Here is a 15,192-nt window from a genome sequence, read left to right as displayed (position 1 = left end):
CCGTACTTCGAGGCTTCGAGGAGATGCGATGCAGGTAGCCGTGGTCACCTTCGACGGATTCAACGAGCTCGACAGCTTCATCGCCTCCGCGCTGATCAACCGGTGCCGGAAAGACGGCTTGGAGGCCCTCATCACGACACCGACGCCGGTGGTCACCTCCATGAACGGCGTCGAGGTGACCGGACAGCGCCCGATGGAGTTCGTGACCGAAGCCGACGTCGTGCTGATCGGCAGCGGGGTGAAGACGCGAGACGTGGTAGCCGACGACCGGCTGATCGCCAGGCTGCCGCTCGACCCGGCGCGACAGCTGATCGGTGCGCAGTGCTCCGGCGCGCTGGTGCTCGCCCGGCTCGGGCTGCTGGACGGCATGCCCGCCTGCACGGACATGAAGAGCCGGCCCTTCGTCGAGGACCGCGGCGTCACCGTGCTGGACGCGCCGTTCCACGCCGAGGGGAACATCGCCACGGCGGGCGGCTGCCTGGCGTCCCAGTACCTCGCCACCTGGGTGATCACCCGGACGCTGGGGGAGGCCGCCGCACGCGACGTCCTCGACTACGTGGCTCCGGTCGGTGAGAACCGGGAAACCGTCGAACGTGCCATGCGCGCCGTGCACGCGGGCGAGGCGGCACTGCGCTGAGGCCCCGCGCATCAGCCCCCTGCCAGGCGAAGCCCGATCGTGCGGGATTCGGGGCGCGCGAACTCGGGCCACCGTGGCTCTGGACACGCGCGCGCCCGGTGCGCTCGCCGTCGAACAGACCGCGTGCGCGACCAGGGGCCGTCGCACCCGGAGCAGTGCATCGAGCAGCACGAGATGCGGGACTGGATCTGGTACGCGGTGGAGGCACTGCCCCCGCATCTCCGGCTGGTGACGATGCTCCGCCACTTCAGCGGCATCACCTCCTACCAGGCGATCGCCGCCGCCTGCGAGATACCGGTCGGCACGGTACGCAGCCGCCTCGACCAGGCCAAGGGAAAAATGGCCCGGGAACTGCCGTCGACGGCCGGCCACGCGCACGAAGATGCCTCGGCTCTCACCGAGGACAGCCGGCACGAGGCCGTGGCGACCCTGGAGGCGTCCGAGCGCGGCACGCTGCCCCAGGACATATCCGAGTTGTGGCCGAAGGAGAGCAGACTCGTCGGCCGGCTCAGCACGCCGGGGGAACACACCCACCCCACCCCCCATCCTGGTGGCCAGCCGCGACATCACCATCTGGGAAATGGACGTCACCAACCCCGTCGGCACCGACGACCCCTGTCCGTCGACCCTCGCCTGGCTCATGTTCCGCGAGAGGAGAAGAGTCAGGGAACTCCGGCTGATCTGGCCCGAGCCGACGCGGTGAGCCGCACGGACGGGGACGGTCCCGTCAGGTCCGGTCCGTTCCGTCAGCGCGTCGCAGTTCGAGCAGCAGGGCCTGCTCGGGGTTCAGATTCGGCATGGGCAGGCCGGCGACCGTGAGGACCGAGCCGGGCAGGGTCAGCCTGCCGTCGAGCGCCGCGGACAGCCAGGCGGGGCCGGATGTCTGGTGGAAGGAGGGCAGTCCCAGCTCGGTGCGCACCCGCACCCGGTAGGTCGCGTCGTGGGCGGGACCGGGCAGCTGTACTCGCCCGTACTGGCCCTCGGGCGAGGTGGCCATCCGCGCCCAGCAGTAGAGCGCCGCCGACCGGTCGTCCGCCACGACCCCGTACAGCAGCGTCGACTCGCCGACGAGGTCGGCGCGGACCGTGCGGCCGCCGTGCAGCAGGGGGCGCAGTTCGCGGTGGAGCGCGGTCCAGGCGGTGAGCCGGGCGAGTTCCTCGGGCGCACAGCGGGTGAGGTCCTGTTCGATGCCGGCGTGCCCGAACAGGGCGGTGGTCAGCCGCAGCGTGTCGGAGCTGACGCGGGCGGTCGTGTGACTGGTGCCGGGGCCCACATGGGTGCCGATCAGTTCGGGCGGCAGCAGTTGTCCGGTCCAGCGCTGGACGGCCTGGCGCTCCACCGGGTCATTGCAGTCCGAGGCCCATATCCGGTCGGTGTGCGCCAGGACGCCCAGGTCCACCCGGCCGCCCCCGGCGGCGCAGCTCTCGATCTCGAGCCCGGGGTGACGCCGCTTGAGGGCGTCGAGCAGGCGGTAGAGGGCGAGCACCTGGGCGTGTGCCACGGGGCGGTCGGTCGTGCCGTGCACGCTCTCGTGGAGTTCCCGGTTGTGGTCCCACTTGAGGTAGGCGATGCCGTACTTGTCCACCAGGGCGTCGAGTGAGTTCAGCAGGTAGTCCCAGGCATCGGGGTTGGAAAGATCGAGTACGTGCTGATGACGGGCGGACGGGCCGATCCCGCGGGCCGGGCCGAGCACCCAGTCGGGATGGTCGCGGGCCAGATCGGAGTCGAGGTTGACCATCTCCGGTTCGACCCACAGCCCGAACTCCATGCCCAGCGAGCCAGTCCGGCGTCGTCCGAGCGGCGCCCGCGGAACCAGCCGTCGTCCAGTACGAAGCGCTCGACACCGACCTCGGCGGCCTCGTCGGCCAGCCGCAGCAGCCGGTCCGGATCGTGGTCGAAGTACACCGCCTCCCAGCTGTTGAGGATCACCGGGCGCGGACGGCGCGGGTGGGCGGGCCGCGCCCGCAGCAGGGCGTGGAAGCGGTCGGAGAGGCCGTCGAGCCCCTGATCGGACCAGGCGAAATGACACACCGGCGTGGTGTGGGACTCGCCGGGAGCGAGCCGGATCTCCCCGGCCCGCAGCAGTTCACCGCCGCCCAGCACCGAGGCGTGGGCACCCGCGCCCTCCGGCAACTGCTCGACCAGATACCGCTGGTCGCCGCTCCAGGTCACGTGCACGGCCCAGACCTCCCCGGTGCGGAAGCCGAACCCGGGCACGCCGACCGTCACGAGGTAGGGCGAGTCCAGGCCGGGCTTTCCCCGTCGCGGAACCGTCCCGTCCGATCCGGCGAGGAGTGCGGCGAATGTAGGCGGGGTTTCCTTCCGGCGTCAACATAATCGGCGGACAGGGATCCCAGGGCTCCCCGTAGTTGAGGCTGCGGCTTCGGCCACGCGACGCCGAATGACCTGCCGTTTCGGCGCAAGAGGTGGAGTGAAATCGCTCTTGAATTACTTTCCAAAGGAAAGGTAGGGTCGCCGCATGACCCTCGCCGACCAGCCGCCCGCGGCCGCCCTGGTCTTCCAGACCCTGCTCCAGCACGGCCCGATGAGCCGTGCCGAGATCGGCCGGCGGACCGGGCTGACGCCGGGAGCCGTCACCAAGGTGGCCACCCCGCTGATGACCGACGGCTGGATCAACGAGGTGGGCCGGCCCACCGCGGCACGGACCAACGGCCGCCCGGCCACGCTGATCGCCGTACGGGCGGAACGCGCCCTGTTCGCCGGCGTGAAGGTCACCGGCGAGGAACTCATCGGCGTACTGGCCGATTTGACGGCCCGGCCGCTGTCCTCCCGGCGGGTGTCCCTCGGCTCGCGCGACGTGGGCAGCGTGGTGCTGGCGATCGCCCGGCTGGTGGACGAGCTGCGGGCGGCGGCGGGCCTGGAAGGAGCCGATTCACTGCACGGTGTCGGCGTCACGATCTCGGGCGACGTGGACAGCCAGTTGGGCATGGTCCAGTACACGCCCTTCCTCAACTGGCGCCGCGTGCCGCTCGCCGAGCTGGTCGAGTCGGCCGTCGGAACCCCGACGGTTATCGAGAACGACGTACGGGCCCTGACCGTGGCCGAGCAGTGGTTCGGCGCGGGCGCCGGCCTGTCCACCTTCGCCCTGGTCACCGTCGGCGCCGGCATCGGCGCGGGACTCTCCATCGGCGGCCGGGTGGTCTCCGGCGCGCACGGCGTGGCGGGCGAGGTCGGGCACCTTCCGGTGAGCGGCGTCGAGCGCGTCTGCACCTGCGGCAACACCGGCTGCGTCGAGGCGGTCGCCTCCACCCACGCGATCACCGAGCAGGCCCGGCAGGCCACCGGTGACCCGGGACTGACGATGGACGAGGCGGTGCGCCTGGCCCACACCGGCGATCCCGCCGTTCGGGCGGTCTTCGCCCACGCCGGACATGCCGTGGGCCTGGCGCTGGCCTGCGTGGCCAACCTCATCGGCCCGGAACGGATCATCATCTCCGGCGAGGGCGTGGCTTCCTACGACCTGTTCGCCGACCACATCCGGCAGACCTTCGTCGATCACGCGTTCGGTGCCGCCGTGGACTGCGATCTCGTGGTCCGCCCACTGCCGTTCGAGGAGTGGGCGCGTGGCGGGGCCGCGGTCGCGGCGCAACGCGTCTTCGTTCCCGCCAGGTAGCGGGCTCGGGTCAGCCGCTGTGGGAGACGGTCAGCCCGTAGAAGGCGACGCGGGCGCCGTTCGTGGTGCTGTCGGAGGACGACTGGTTGTACGAACCGGCCTTGACGGTGCCGTTGGCGGTGGCGGCCGCCTTCGCGTCGAGACATCTGCCGCTCGCGGCGTTCATCACGGTGGCGAAGCCGGTGGGCAGGGCGGTGGTCGCGGCCCGCGCCGGTGCTCCGGAGAGCATCGACGCGGCCGTCACGGCCACCAGCGCGGCCGCGGCGGATCGACCGCGGCGGGGTAGGGAAAGCATGGTTCTCCTAGCCGGATGTGGGGGTTCAGCCGGTGTAGCCGGCGAAGGCGCGGGTGTAGTCCCAGTCGGACTGGCCGACGCCGGAGCAGCTGTCGGCGACGCCACCGGTGCAGGGGCGGTCGCGGTTCGCGGACCAGAAGGTCAGCCGCGCGAGGTGGTGCTGTTGGGCGTAGGCGAGGATCGTGCGGAAGTCGGCCACCGTGACGGTCTCGTTGTTGTCGGTGATGCCGTTCATGGAGGAGATGCCCATGTCCCGGTAGGCCTGGTCGTCGTTGTAGCCGTAGGCGTTCTTCAGCGCCGACTTGAGGCCCTCGGCGGCCTGCACGGTGAGGTTGCCCATGTTCTGGCCGGCGCCGCCGAAGTCGAAGGGCATGATGGCCCAAGCGTCGACGGTCAGTCCGGAGGAGGCGGCACGGTTGATCAGACTCGTGTCGGGGCCGCTCTGCCCGGTGCCGATGGTGATGTAGACCTTCAGGCCGGAGTTGTCGGCCTTCACGGTCTTCAGCGCGTCCACGGTGCGCTGCTGCACGGCGGCGTTGCTGTAGGCGTCGGCCTCGAGGTCGATGTCGATGGCCTTGAGACCGCCGTAGGCGTTGATGACCTTCTGGTACGCCGCCGCCAGCTCGCTCGCGCTCGAACAGGAGCTCTCCAGCTTGTTGCCGCTGTAGCCGCCGAACGACGGGATGACGTCACCGCCGTTCGCCCGCACGGTGTTGACGGTCTGCTGGTCCACGCCCCCGGTCAGCGCACGGCTGCCGTCCCACTGAGGGTTGCAGTAGCCGTTGCTGAGCACGAAGGCGAGGGTGAACCACTTGACGCCGGTGGCGTTGGTGATCGTGGTCGGGCTCGGCGGGTTGCCCCAGCCGTTGTAGAGGTACGGCGCCACGGCCATCGGTGAGGAGGGCGTGGTGCCGCCCGCGGCAGGCGCGTTCCACTTCTGGTTGGCGCCGCCGGAGCAGCTCCAGATCTGTATCCGGGTGGCGTTGGCGGAGCTGTTGCCCGTGACGTCCATGCACTTGTCGGCCTGCGGGTTGACGATGTCCTGCGCGGCGGTCACGGTCCACTTCTGGTTGGCGCCGCCGGAGCATGTCCACAGCTGGAGCTTGGCGCCGTCGGCCGTCGAATTGCCGGTGACGTCAAGGCACTTGCCGAGGGCGCGGATGGTGCCGTCGGTGTCGACCGTCCACTGCTGGGCGGCGGTGCCGTTGCAGTCGTAGAGCTGGACGGCCGTACCGTCAGCGGAGTTGGCCCCGGCGATGTCGAGGCACTTGCCCGCGAGACCGGTGATCGTGCCGGTGGCTGCCTGGGCCGGGGACGCGGCGAGCAGTCCGGTGGACAGGGTGAGAGCGGTGACCGCCAGTGTGGCGGACACGGAGAGGGGCCTGGGTTTGGCCATGGTGGGGGGCGGCCTTTCGTGGGGGGTGGGCGCTCGGGAACGCGTTCACCTTGCGAACGGTCGAGTGCACACGCGGGGGAGTGGTCGCCCGCAGAAACTAAAGGTCCGGACCACTTCCGTCAAGGTGTGAAGTAAGAGTTGACGAAAGGGAGTTGAACGATGCGGCGGACCACGTGCAGCCGTTCTGCGAGGGGAACGGCATGAGTGCGCCTTCTGTTCCATCGGCCCGCGCGACAGGAGGTGTCGGAAGACCGGATCGACGGCGGCGGAGCCGCGTGCTCCTCGCTCGGGCTGGATCGGTACCGGGCGGACCGGAGCACTCCGACTGCTACCTGCCGACAGTGGCGTAGTCCCGCTTGTCGAACAAAGTGTTGAAGGCTTCGCGGACGCATCCGCGCGCCGTGCGGTCAGGCCGTGGTCGTCCGTTGGAAGGTCCGCCGGTAGGCGGTGGGCGTGGTGCCGAGGGCGTCGCGGAATCGGGCGCGGAGGTTGGTGCTGGTGCCGAGGCCGCACTGGGAGGCGATCTGTTCGATGCCGAGGTCGGTGACTTCCAGGAGTTCACGGGCGTGGTTGACACGGGCGGTGAGCAGCCACTGGTGGGGGGTGATGCCGGTTTCCTGCCGCCACATCCGGACCAGGGTGCGGGTGGAGACACGTGCGTGCCTGGCGAGAACGTCGAGGGTGAGGGATTCGTCGAGGTGGCGCAGGGCCCACTCGCGGGTGTCGGCGAGGGTGTGCGCGGTGGGCTCCGGCAGGGCCTGGGCGATGTACTGGGCCTGGCCGCCGTCGCGGTGCGGCGCGGCGACCAGTTCGCGGGCGATCTCGTTGGCGACGGCGGCGCCGAGGTCCTTGCGGACGATGTAGAGACACAGGTCGATGCCGGCGGTCACGCCCGCGGAGGTCAGCAGGGGATCGTCGTCGATGTAGAGGACGTTGCGGTCCACCCGAAGCTGTGGGTAGAGCCTTTCGAGATCGTCGGCGCTGGCCCAGTGCGTGGTCACCGTACGACCGTCGAGCAGCCCGGCCGCGGCGAGTGCGAAGGCGCCGGTGCAGATGGACGCGATGCGGGTGCCTCGGCTGGAGGCGAGTTTCAGGGCTGCCGCGACCTCGGGCGCCGGTGGCCGCTGGTAGTCCCAGTAGCCGGGGACGATGATCGTGTCCGCTCGGGCCAGGGCAGGCAGCCCGGCGGTGACTCCGACGGTGAACCCGGTGCTGGTGGTGACGCCGCCACGGCTTTCGCCGCACACCGTGAGGTCGTACGGCGTGTTGGGCCGCGCGTTGAAGATCTGGGTGGGGATGCCGAGATCGATGGGGAGCACGCGGGGCAGCGCCAGGACTGCGACGCGATGAGGAGCCATGGCGTCAATGGTACGACCGTAACTTTCCTGACACCGGATGGCGGCCCACAGCGCAGCAGTGCGAAGCCCGCGGAGCAGTCCGTGACCGTGTCCCGAAAGTTGCGAACCGTGGCAGCCGAGCCAGTGGTTGATCAAGAAGGGCTGGACGACGATCGAGTCATGAGCAGCCCGGCCCCACCGCCGGGGCTCACGCCGACGGCGGCCGCGGCAGAGCGGCTCCGCAGCGGCCCAGACGAGGACATCTGACTGTCGTGACCACACACACGCCCATCGGCCGGTACTTCGACGTGAAGGACGGACGGGTCTACGGCCACGTCCGCGAGGGCGACGGACCGGCCCTGGTCTTCCTCCACTACTGGGGTGGCTCCCACCGCACCTGGCGGCCGGTCCTCGAGCGCCTCAGTCCCGCGCAGGCGTTCGTCTCGTACGACCACCGCGGCTGGGGCGAGTCCACCGAGGTGCCCGGCCCGTACGGCATCGAGCAGCTGGCCGACGACGCCGAGCGCGTCATCGACGAGCTCGGCTACCGCGAGTACGTCCTGGTGGGCCACTCGATGGGAGGAAAGACGGCCCAGGTGCTCGCTTCCCGCCGTCCCGCCGGGCTCCAGGGCATGGTGCTCGTCGCCCCCGCCCCGCCGGCGCCGGTCGGTGTGACACCCGAGTTCCAGGAGATGCTGGCGCACGCCTACGACAGCGAAGAGACCATCAGCCAGAGCATCGATCTGGCACTGACCAACGGCGCGCTGTCCGCCGAGGCCCGCAGGCAGGTGCACGAGGACAGCTCCCGGGCGGGCGAGGCGGCCCGCTCGGCGTGGCCGCGGCAGGCACTGGTCGAGGACTTCGCGGACAGGGTCGGCGCGATCGACGTTCCCGTACTGGTGCTGGCCGGCAGCGAGGACAAGGTGGACCCGCCGCAGATCCTGCGCGAACACCTGCTTCCCCTGATCCCCACCGCCACCCTCACCGAGCTCGGCGGCACCGGCCACCTCTCGCCACTGGAGGTACCCGACCAGGTCGCCTCTCACATCACCGCGTTCGTCACCCGCCTCTGACACTCCCGCGCCGTTCACCCACGCCGGCTGAAGCCGTGCGGCATCGTGCCCGGCCACCAGGACCGGACGAGGACCGTGCCGAGCCTGCCGGGCCGTACCGCGTGCTGCACGGCTTCGGCCAGAACGCCAGGGCCGTACGTGGCGGCCAGGTCGAACTGGCCGTCGTGGACGGCACGGCGGTTCATGATTCCCCTCCCGCGCCCCGTCCTGCCGGCGGGGCTTGGGCGGGGCGTCAGCCGATGTCCTGAAGCAGCAGGTGCTTCGCGCTGAGCGGACCGTCCAACTGCATCAGGCGCCCGCACGCAGACCGCCCAGGTCCAGCACGGCGAATCCGAACTCGTCCAGCAGGCCGGTCACGGCCGCCTTCGCGTCGGCGCCGTCGCCCGTGCGGAAGGCCACCAGCCGTCCTTCGGGATGCCGGGGATCCGCGGCGATGAACGGGGCGAACAGCGTGTTCAGCGCCTTCACCACCCGGGCGCCGGGAAGGCGGCCGGCAACCCATTCGCTGCCCGTGAGGTCACCGACGCCGTAGCGGCCCCGGTAGGGGTTGGCCGCCGCGAACTGATTCGTCGCGGCTACGACGATCTTCCCCGACCAGGTGGTGAGATCGTGCGTTCACACGGTCGGGTAGAGGAGTTCCAAGGGGCCGGACAGCGCGGCGCGCACCCGGCGGGTGGTCTCGTCGACGAGCACTTCCGGCTCGTCACCGCTGATCGCTTCCATGGTCCGTGCCGCCACTTCCGCGGCCTCCACCTTGGGAGCGTCGACCCCGGCGGTGGCATCGGTGTCCACATAGCCCACATGCACACCGACGACCAGCGTGCCCTGCTCCCGCAGCCCCACGCGCAGCGCGTTCGTGAGCGACCACTGGGCAGCCTTCGACGCCGCGTAACCGGGAAACCGGTTGTTCGCCCGCCACGAGGCCACCGACAGCATGTTCACCAGGGCTCCGCCACCGTTGGCGGCGAGGACGGGCGCGAAAGCCCGTGATACCGCCCAGGTGCCCAGATAGTTCACCTCCAGCTCCTGCCGCGCGCCCTCCAGAGATCCCTCCAGCAACCCCGGCCCGGCCTGGATGCCGGCATTGTTGATCACGATGGTCGCGTCGGTCGCCGCCCTCGCCGCGGCCGCGATCTGTTCCGGGTCGGTGACGTCCAGGCGCAGCGCTTCCAGCCCGGACTCCTCGAAGTCCTCGGGTCTGCGGACGCCCGCGTAGACCTTGGCGGCACCCCGTGCCAGCAGAGCGCGCGTGAACGCCCGGCCGATTCCCCGGTTCGCGCCGGTCACCAGCGCGACTGACCCCTCGATCTCCATCGGACACCTCGTTCCACGGATCCCCTGTACGGCGTGGCCTCTATGCGCCGGGGGCGCGGAAGCCGACCTGTCGGCGGGCGGCCTCGTCGAGCTCGTCGAGGGTGAGGAGAGGGGTGGCCCGGGTGCTGAGGGCGCCGCTGGCCTTGACGGTGAGACTGACGGCGGCCATGGAGACCGGGTCGGGGAAGTCGACGATGAGCACGATGTCGTCCGCCCCGAAGGCGAAGTACATGGCCTCCACCGTCCCGCCGAGACCGGTGACGACCTGGTCGACGGCGGCGCGGCGGCCACTCGCTCCTTCCTTGAGCAGACCCTTCGTGCCCTCGGGCGTGTAGGTGGCCTGGATGAGGAACTTCGGCATGGTGGCGCTCCCTGCCCGTCTCTGGTCCCGTACGCAGAATGCCCTTCCCGCTGTCACGCCGGCCGCCTCTCACCGAGCGGCTGGATTCACCCGTTGGAAGCCACAGCTCTCCGTGCGGCGGAGGAACCGGGGTCATCTGCCGGAACGCCAATCCGAAAGGGCGCCGCTCACGTACAGGAAGTAGGGCCGCAAGCTGGGGGCACACCCCTGGACGGCTGATTCACCCCGGCGCCGCGGCCATCCATCTCGTGCCGCTGAGAGTCGCGCGAGACGACGATGGAAGGAAGGGTGCATTCATCATGCGAGCACAACGCGCGAGGCGTCTCGCCGCGGCTTCCGCGGCCGGCATGCTGATGGCCGGCGGTGCCGTGATCACCACAGCGGGCACGGCCGCGGCAGCAGCCCCTGCCGTGCACACCCGGGTGACCACCGACGGGTGCTTCGACAACAACGACGGACGCTGCTTCGACCACGGTGGATTCCGTTTCGGCCACCGCTTCGACAACGGTGGGTTCGGCTTCGGCCACCGCAGTTTCTGCTTCTTCCACCCCGGGTTCTGCTTCGACCACCGCTTCAACAACGGAGGTGTTGTGATCGTCGTGATCAGGTAGCAGTCGTCCCAGCAGGCACATGGCGCATAAGTCGCAAGCAATTGGCGCATGGCGCATGGCGTACAAAGGGAGCGCGTCCGTCACGGCCGCGCTCCCTTGTCGTGCTCGGCGTCCCCTGCCTACGGCTTGCGGGCGAGTCCGCCGTGCTCGGCGATGACCTGCGGGGACGAACCGGGCTCCGGACGCCACTGCGTGACCGGGACGACGCCGGGTTCGATGAGCTCCAAGCCGTCGAAGAACGAGGTGATCACGTCGACAGGACGCAGGTTGTACGGGACTGCGCCACTGCTGTTGTAGGACTCCTGGGCCTGCTCGAAGACCGGGTCGACACCGAGTGACCCGTCGTTGATGGAGAGATGACTGCCCGACGGCAGGGCGGCCATCAGCCGGTCGACGATGGAGCGGGCCTGATCGTAGTCGGCGACGTGGCCCAGGATGTTGCTGAGGATGAGCGCGATGGGCCGGCTGAAGTCCAGCGTCCCGGCGGCCGCCGCGAGGATGCGGTCCGGGTCCGTCACGTTGGCATCGATATAGGCGGTCGCGCCCTCGGGGGAGGAGAAGAGCAGGGCGCGGGCATGGGCCAGGACCATCGGGTCGTTGTCGACGTAGACGATCCGTGCCTCGGGGGCGAGTCGCTGGGCGACCTCATGGGTGTTCTCCGCGGTCGGCAGGCCCGTGCCGATGTCCAGGAACTGCCGGATGCCCGCCTCGGAGACGAGATACGAGATGTTGCGGCGCAGGAAGGCGCGGCTGCTGCGGGCGATGGTGACGATACCGGGGAAGACGGCGGTGTACGCGTCGCCGGCCTGCTCGTCGACGGGGTAGTTGTCCTTGCCGCCGAGCCAGTAGTTCCAGATGCGCGCGGAGTGCGGCACCGACGTGTCGATCTTCTGGTGCGTCTTCGGTTCGGGCGTCGTCGCGGGGTCGGTCATGAGTCCTGTCCGTCTTTCAGCCGAGGCATGGATCATCCAAGGCACAACCTACGTCCGAACGCCCGCCTCCTGCCTCCGAGTTCGGCATCCCGTGGCGAGCCCGCCTCGCCCACGTCACCGCAATGCCGCCGCCACCAGTCCATGGATCTCCTGGTCGGGGACGGTTCCGCCGCTCACCAGGCGGTCGAAGACCAGGCCGTCCACGCAGACCAGCAACGTGACCGTACGTTCCTCGGCGTCCGTGACGCCCTGTGCGGTGAGGAAGTCGCACACGATCTGCCGTGCGGCGTTCTCGCGCGGCTCGAGGATCTCCCGCAGTTCCGGGTGGTGCACGCTCTCGATGGCGCAGGCATAACGCGCGAGGGAGCGGCGCCGTCCGTCACCGGTGAGCCGTTGCCCGACGAAGGCGGCGATCCCGGAGGCCAGTTCTTCGGCGCTCCGCGGCGCAGGTGTCCGCTCGCCGATGTTCTGGAGTTCCGCCTGGTCGAGTGCGACGAGGCGCCGGACCAGTGCCGTGAGCAGTGCGTGCCGGGTGCGGAAGTATGCGGAGGTGGTGCCGGGGGGCAGGTGCGCCGCGCCGTCCACCGCGCGATGGGTCAATCCGCGGATCCCGGACTCGGCGAGCACGTCGATGGCCGCGTCGGCAAGGAGGGTGCGTCGGTCGGTGGACATCCCCCCTTTCTACACCTGTAGAGGAACGGGGTACGTACGGAGTGCGTCCGGAGTACCCTCCTTCTACATCTGTAGAAAGATCGCCAGGGCGCATGAGGGGGCCGGGTATGGGCGGGAGCGCGGTAGTGGTCGGTGGAGGGATCGGCGGGCTGGCCGCCGCGATCGGCCTGCGCCTGATCGGCTGGCAGGTGACGGTCGTCGAACGCGCCCCGGTCCTCGCCGACGTGGGCGCGGGTATCTCCCTGCACGCCAACGGCATACGCGCCCTGGACGCCCTCGGCGTCGGCGAGACGGTGCGCGCGGCCGCACGTCCCCAGTACACCGGAGGCACCCGGACCCCCCGTGGCGGTCGGCTGGCCCGGATGGACGGGGTCGCCCTGGAGCGCGAGCTGGGAACGCCGATCGTCGGCATTCCCCGGGCCGTGCTGCACCGGCTACTGCGTACGGCACTGCCGTCCGAGTGCCTGCTCGTCGGGGCCGAGGTGGCCTCCACCGACCGCGGCGATCCCGGCCGTGTACGGGTGACACTCCAGGACGGCGTCCTCGACGCGGATCTGGTCGTGGCCGCCGACGGAGTGGGCAGCCGCCTGCGCTCCCAGCTGTTCCCCCGTCACCCCGGCCCCGTCTACAGCGGATCGACCGTCCTGCGCGCCATCACCGAGGACCCCGTCGAGCTGGACACGGATTTCGAACTGACCTGGGGGAGGGGAGCGGAGTTCGGGCACATCGCTTTCACCGACGACCGGGCGGAGTGGCACACGGTGCTCAACTCCCCGCCGGGCGTACGGCATCCGAACCCACTCGCCGTGCTGCGCCGACGCTTCGCCGCCTGGCACGATCCGATCCCCGCCCTCCTGGAGGCGACCCGGCCCGATGCCGTTCTGCACCACGACATCCACGAACTGGCAACGCCTCTGCCCTCCTTCACCGCGGGCCGGATCGCCCTGCTCGGTGACGCGGCCCATGCCATGACCCCGAACCTCGGCCAAGGCGCCTGCCAGGCCCTGGAGGACGCCGCCACCCTCGCCGCCGCACTCACGGCCGAACCCACCGTCGAATCAGCACTGATCCGTTACGACGCCGAACGCCGCCCACGCAGCCAAGCCGTCGCACGCGCGGCCCGCCAGGCCGGCCGCATGGGCCAGCAGCTGAGTCACCCCCTGGCGGTCGCCGTGCGCAACACCGCGCTCCGCCTGGCTCCGTCCGGCGCGACCGTCCGCACCGTCCTGCGGCACGCCGACTGGACGCCACCGAGCCTGAGTTGACGCTATTCGCCCGACCCGTACCAACTCGTGAGAGGGCGCAGTACAGCGGTGCCTGCCTGGAGGAGCGCGGAGACCGGTGGAGCCACCCAACTGGTGAGGTTGCTCTGCAAGGCGGGGTCGAGCTCGATGGTCACTCGGACGTATCGGGTGTGCAGCCGGGTGACCTTGGCCTGCCGGGACGCGGTCGTCCGCGGTTCGCGCCGCAGTGCGGCCCGGTAGGTGTCCTTGCGCTGGTTCACGTGCCGTCCTGACGGTTGATGAGCTCGTCCGCGAGGTCCATGTAGGCCGAGCCTTTGACGTGGACCGGGCCGCCGAACGACTGGGCGTACAGGTCGAGTCGCGGAATGTGGGTGGACAGCACGTCGAAGCCGCGCTCGGCAAGAGCTTCGCGGGCGTCGGCGTCGGGGCCGGTGCGCGTGGCGTCCGGGCGATTCGTACGGTTCAGCAGGACGGCGGCGCGGGCCGGCCGGGCGCGCAGGGACTGCATGTCGCCCATCTCGCCGCCGATGGGTGCCATGCGATCCAGCTCGATGGGGGCCGGGGTCACCGGCACGATCCACTCGCCGGCGTATCTCATGATGCTCCGGGCGATGTGGGCGTGGTCCTCCAGTTGCGGGGCGTCGAACACCACCGCCTGCCGGTTGCCGAGGAAGTCGTTCACCCGCCGGTGCACGTCACCCACGGGAAGGGCGACCACGGGAAACGGAAATCCGCCTGCCAGTTCGCTCCAGCGCAGCGCGGAGGAAGCGGGGTCACTGTCCACCAACAGCGGGGGGATGCCCGACTCGTGGAGAGCGTGAGCCAGCCAGACCGCGCTGGTCGTCTTTCCCACTCCGGGTTTCAGGTTCACAAAGGCGTAGCTGAGCAGCACGAGAGCCGACGCTAGCGGTCCCGAGTGGCCGACTGCCGTCGGCACGTCACACGGCTTCGGCGTTCACCCGGTGGCGCCGGTGACCCATTCGAATGGGCTAGCGTCCGGTGGGCCGGCGTCCGGCTGCCGTACCGGGCGACTGGCCGCCGGCGCGTCCCGCGAGCAGCAGGAGGGCGTCGACCAGATCGTCTGCCGGGCTGCCGGTCGCCAGGTGGCGCAGTTGCAGACCCATCACCACGGCGACGGTGGTCGCCGCCAGGCGCTCGGCGTCGGGAACGCCCAGGGCGGTGAGGATCTGGGCGGCCAGCCGGTCGTAAGCCTCGAACGCCTGCGATGCCGCCTCGCGCAGTCGTTCGTCGCGTCCGGCGTGGATGTACAGCTCGAAAGGCGCGAGGTGGGCGCTGTCGAGGGCCGTGCCGCAGGCCACCTGCCCGGCCAGCGACGCCGCGTCCTCGATGTCCAGGCCCTCGGTCTGGCACTGGTCGGCCAGCTCGGTGAAGTACCGGGCTTCCTCGCGCACGAACTGGAGCAGGCTCTCCCGCAGAAGATCGTGCTGGGTTTCGAAGTGGTAGGTGACGGAGCCGAGCGATACGCCGGCCTCCTTGGCGATCCTCCTGTTGGTGAGCGCCGCGATCCCGCCCTCGCCGATGATCCGCAGGACGGCGGTGATGATGCGCTGACGTGTCGGGACGGAGGGCGCGGTGGGTGCGGGGAGGGCGGCCTTGGGCATGCCGCTCATTGTTCCACCGGTGAAGTCCGCGGCCTGGGCAGGGGGCGGCGGAGCGGCTACTGTT

18 protein-coding genes and 2 pseudogenes are annotated in these 15,192 nt (G+C 70.3%); 7 read left to right on the top strand and 13 right to left on the bottom strand.

The window, feature by feature from the left end; genetic code table 11:
* The first annotated feature begins 28 nt into the window (after nucleotides 1–28).
* The 3 genes and pseudogenes from ABZ915_RS24175 to ABZ915_RS24165 all read left to right on the top strand — a co-directional run bounded on the left by ABZ915_RS24175 (nucleotide 29) and on the right by ABZ915_RS24165 (nucleotide 1,340).
* Nucleotides 29–637, top strand: a complete 609-nt coding sequence (locus tag ABZ915_RS24175) for a DJ-1/PfpI family protein (protein ID WP_361806721.1) — start codon at nucleotides 29–31, stop codon at nucleotides 635–637.
* A gap of 174 nt (nucleotides 638–811) precedes the next feature.
* A pseudogene (locus tag ABZ915_RS24170) lies at nucleotides 812–919 on the top strand (sigma-70 family RNA polymerase sigma factor); the annotation flags it as partial.
* A 298-nt stretch (nucleotides 920–1,217) separates the two neighbouring features.
* Nucleotides 1,218–1,340: a hypothetical protein gene (locus tag ABZ915_RS24165; RefSeq protein ID WP_361807443.1), complete on the top strand. Its 123-nt coding sequence runs from the start codon at nucleotides 1,218–1,220 to the stop codon at nucleotides 1,338–1,340.
* A 24-nt stretch (nucleotides 1,341–1,364) separates the two neighbouring features.
* Here the strand turns inward: ABZ915_RS24165 and ABZ915_RS24160 are convergent.
* Nucleotides 1,365–2,896 (bottom strand): annotated as a pseudogene (locus ABZ915_RS24160) (alpha-galactosidase); the annotation flags it as partial.
* Between the two features lie 220 nt (nucleotides 2,897–3,116).
* Here ABZ915_RS24160 and ABZ915_RS24155 point away from each other — a divergent pair.
* Nucleotides 3,117–4,271 carry an ROK family transcriptional regulator gene (locus tag ABZ915_RS24155; RefSeq protein WP_361806718.1) on the top strand — a complete coding sequence of 385 codons (1,155 nt, stop codon included), beginning with the start codon at nucleotides 3,117–3,119 and terminating at the stop codon, nucleotides 4,269–4,271.
* Between the two features lie 10 nt (nucleotides 4,272–4,281).
* On the opposite strand, the gene ABZ915_RS24150 is transcribed toward ABZ915_RS24155, so the two are convergent.
* The 3 genes from ABZ915_RS24150 to ABZ915_RS24140 form a co-directional block, all read right to left on the bottom strand.
* Nucleotides 4,282–4,566 (bottom strand): hypothetical protein, encoded by a 285-nt coding sequence (locus ABZ915_RS24150; RefSeq protein WP_361806715.1) that lies wholly within the window; start codon nucleotides 4,564–4,566, stop codon nucleotides 4,282–4,284.
* A gap of 25 nt (nucleotides 4,567–4,591) precedes the next feature.
* On the bottom strand, nucleotides 4,592–5,962 hold the full coding sequence (locus tag ABZ915_RS24145; RefSeq protein ID WP_361806712.1) for a ricin-type beta-trefoil lectin domain protein: 1,371 nt from the start codon (nucleotides 5,960–5,962) through the stop codon (nucleotides 4,592–4,594).
* 407 nt (nucleotides 5,963–6,369) lie between these two features.
* Entirely contained in the window at nucleotides 6,370–7,320 is a 951-nt protein-coding gene (locus ABZ915_RS24140; protein WP_361806709.1) for a helix-turn-helix domain-containing protein, read from the bottom strand.
* A gap of 251 nt (nucleotides 7,321–7,571) precedes the next feature.
* Between ABZ915_RS24140 and ABZ915_RS24135 the strand changes: the two genes are divergently transcribed.
* Nucleotides 7,572–8,372: an alpha/beta hydrolase gene (locus ABZ915_RS24135; RefSeq protein WP_361806706.1), complete on the top strand. Its 801-nt coding sequence runs from the start codon at nucleotides 7,572–7,574 to the stop codon at nucleotides 8,370–8,372.
* Nucleotides 8,373–8,386: 14 nt separating this feature from the next.
* Here ABZ915_RS24135 and ABZ915_RS24130 read toward each other — a convergent pair whose 3' ends face one another.
* The 4 genes from ABZ915_RS24130 to ABZ915_RS24115 form a co-directional block, all read right to left on the bottom strand.
* The gene (locus tag ABZ915_RS24130) at nucleotides 8,387–8,557 is read right to left on the bottom strand and encodes a hypothetical protein (RefSeq protein WP_361806703.1); all 171 of its coding nucleotides are present in this window, start codon (nucleotides 8,555–8,557) and stop codon (nucleotides 8,387–8,389) included.
* 103 nt (nucleotides 8,558–8,660) lie between these two features.
* Complete coding sequence (locus ABZ915_RS24125) at nucleotides 8,661–8,843, bottom strand: hypothetical protein (RefSeq protein ID WP_361806700.1); 183 nt, start codon at nucleotides 8,841–8,843, stop codon at nucleotides 8,661–8,663.
* A gap of 144 nt (nucleotides 8,844–8,987) precedes the next feature.
* On the bottom strand, nucleotides 8,988–9,686 hold the full coding sequence (locus ABZ915_RS24120; protein WP_361806697.1) for an SDR family oxidoreductase: 699 nt from the start codon (nucleotides 9,684–9,686) through the stop codon (nucleotides 8,988–8,990).
* A gap of 40 nt (nucleotides 9,687–9,726) precedes the next feature.
* A complete protein-coding gene (locus ABZ915_RS24115) occupies nucleotides 9,727–10,047 on the bottom strand; it encodes a GYD domain-containing protein (protein ID WP_361806694.1) in 321 nt (106 codons plus the stop codon).
* A gap of 299 nt (nucleotides 10,048–10,346) precedes the next feature.
* On the opposite strand from ABZ915_RS24115, the gene ABZ915_RS24110 reads away from it, so the two are divergent.
* Entirely contained in the window at nucleotides 10,347–10,658 is a 312-nt protein-coding gene (locus ABZ915_RS24110; RefSeq protein WP_361806691.1) for a hypothetical protein, read from the top strand.
* Between the two features lie 119 nt (nucleotides 10,659–10,777).
* Here the strand turns inward: ABZ915_RS24110 and ABZ915_RS24105 are convergent, their stop codons facing one another.
* Nucleotides 10,778–11,590: an SAM-dependent methyltransferase gene (locus tag ABZ915_RS24105; RefSeq protein WP_361806688.1), complete on the bottom strand. Its 813-nt coding sequence runs from the start codon at nucleotides 11,588–11,590 to the stop codon at nucleotides 10,778–10,780.
* Between the two features lie 114 nt (nucleotides 11,591–11,704).
* Nucleotides 11,705–12,262 (bottom strand): TetR family transcriptional regulator C-terminal domain-containing protein, encoded by a 558-nt coding sequence (locus ABZ915_RS24100; RefSeq protein ID WP_361806685.1) that lies wholly within the window; start codon nucleotides 12,260–12,262, stop codon nucleotides 11,705–11,707.
* Between the two features lie 107 nt (nucleotides 12,263–12,369).
* Between ABZ915_RS24100 and ABZ915_RS24095 the strand changes: the two genes are divergently transcribed.
* Complete coding sequence (locus ABZ915_RS24095; protein ID WP_361806682.1) at nucleotides 12,370–13,527, top strand: FAD-dependent monooxygenase; 1,158 nt, start codon at nucleotides 12,370–12,372, stop codon at nucleotides 13,525–13,527.
* A 2-nt stretch (nucleotides 13,528–13,529) separates the two neighbouring features.
* On the opposite strand, the gene ABZ915_RS24090 is transcribed toward ABZ915_RS24095, so the two are convergent.
* The 3 genes from ABZ915_RS24090 to ABZ915_RS24080 form a co-directional block, all read right to left on the bottom strand.
* Nucleotides 13,530–13,766, bottom strand: a complete 237-nt coding sequence (locus tag ABZ915_RS24090) for a hypothetical protein (protein WP_361806679.1) — start codon at nucleotides 13,764–13,766, stop codon at nucleotides 13,530–13,532.
* Nucleotides 13,763–14,377: a ParA family protein gene (locus ABZ915_RS24085; RefSeq protein ID WP_361807386.1), complete on the bottom strand. Its 615-nt coding sequence runs from the start codon at nucleotides 14,375–14,377 to the stop codon at nucleotides 13,763–13,765. The genes ABZ915_RS24090 and ABZ915_RS24085 overlap by 4 nt, the downstream gene beginning before the upstream one ends.
* Before the next feature lie 118 nt (nucleotides 14,378–14,495).
* Entirely contained in the window at nucleotides 14,496–15,128 is a 633-nt protein-coding gene (locus ABZ915_RS24080) for a TetR family transcriptional regulator (RefSeq protein ID WP_361806676.1), read from the bottom strand.
* Nucleotides 15,129–15,192 lie beyond the last annotated feature (64 nt).

Source organism: Streptomyces sp. NPDC046915 (assembly GCF_040644935.1).
Lineage (GTDB): Bacteria > Actinomycetota > Actinomycetes > Streptomycetales > Streptomycetaceae > Streptomyces.
The sequence above is the reverse complement of the archived record's forward strand: the minus strand, read 5'-3'. Positions and strand labels throughout refer to the sequence as shown.

What these genes read in the sequence shown, in the direction of transcription:
- ABZ915_RS24145 (WP_361806712.1), bottom strand. Translation starts at nt 5,962, where the DNA reads ATGGCCAAACCCAGGCCCCTCTCCGTGTCCGCCACACTGGCGGTCACC.
- ABZ915_RS24155 (WP_361806718.1), top strand. Translation starts at nt 3,117, where the DNA reads ATGACCCTCGCCGACCAGCCGCCCGCGGCCGCCCTGGTCTTCCAGACC.
- ABZ915_RS24080 (WP_361806676.1), bottom strand. Translation starts at nt 15,128, where the DNA reads ATGCCCAAGGCCGCCCTCCCCGCACCCACCGCGCCCTCCGTCCCGACA.
- ABZ915_RS24100 (WP_361806685.1), bottom strand. Translation starts at nt 12,262, where the DNA reads ATGTCCACCGACCGACGCACCCTCCTTGCCGACGCGGCCATCGACGTG.
- ABZ915_RS24120 (WP_361806697.1), bottom strand. Translation starts at nt 9,686, where the DNA reads ATGGAGATCGAGGGGTCAGTCGCGCTGGTGACCGGCGCGAACCGGGGA.
- ABZ915_RS24105 (WP_361806688.1), bottom strand. Translation starts at nt 11,590, where the DNA reads ATGACCGACCCCGCGACGACGCCCGAACCGAAGACGCACCAGAAGATC.
- ABZ915_RS24110 (WP_361806691.1), top strand. Translation starts at nt 10,347, where the DNA reads ATGCGAGCACAACGCGCGAGGCGTCTCGCCGCGGCTTCCGCGGCCGGC.
- ABZ915_RS24165 (WP_361807443.1), top strand. Translation starts at nt 1,218, where the DNA reads ATGGACGTCACCAACCCCGTCGGCACCGACGACCCCTGTCCGTCGACC.
- ABZ915_RS24130 (WP_361806703.1), bottom strand. Translation starts at nt 8,557, where the DNA reads ATGAACCGCCGTGCCGTCCACGACGGCCAGTTCGACCTGGCCGCCACG.
- ABZ915_RS24150 (WP_361806715.1), bottom strand. Translation starts at nt 4,566, where the DNA reads ATGCTTTCCCTACCCCGCCGCGGTCGATCCGCCGCGGCCGCGCTGGTG.
- ABZ915_RS24175 (WP_361806721.1), top strand. Translation starts at nt 29, where the DNA reads ATGCAGGTAGCCGTGGTCACCTTCGACGGATTCAACGAGCTCGACAGC.
- ABZ915_RS24115 (WP_361806694.1), bottom strand. Translation starts at nt 10,047, where the DNA reads ATGCCGAAGTTCCTCATCCAGGCCACCTACACGCCCGAGGGCACGAAG.
- ABZ915_RS24095 (WP_361806682.1), top strand. Translation starts at nt 12,370, where the DNA reads ATGGGCGGGAGCGCGGTAGTGGTCGGTGGAGGGATCGGCGGGCTGGCC.
- ABZ915_RS24140 (WP_361806709.1), bottom strand. Translation starts at nt 7,320, where the DNA reads ATGGCTCCTCATCGCGTCGCAGTCCTGGCGCTGCCCCGCGTGCTCCCC.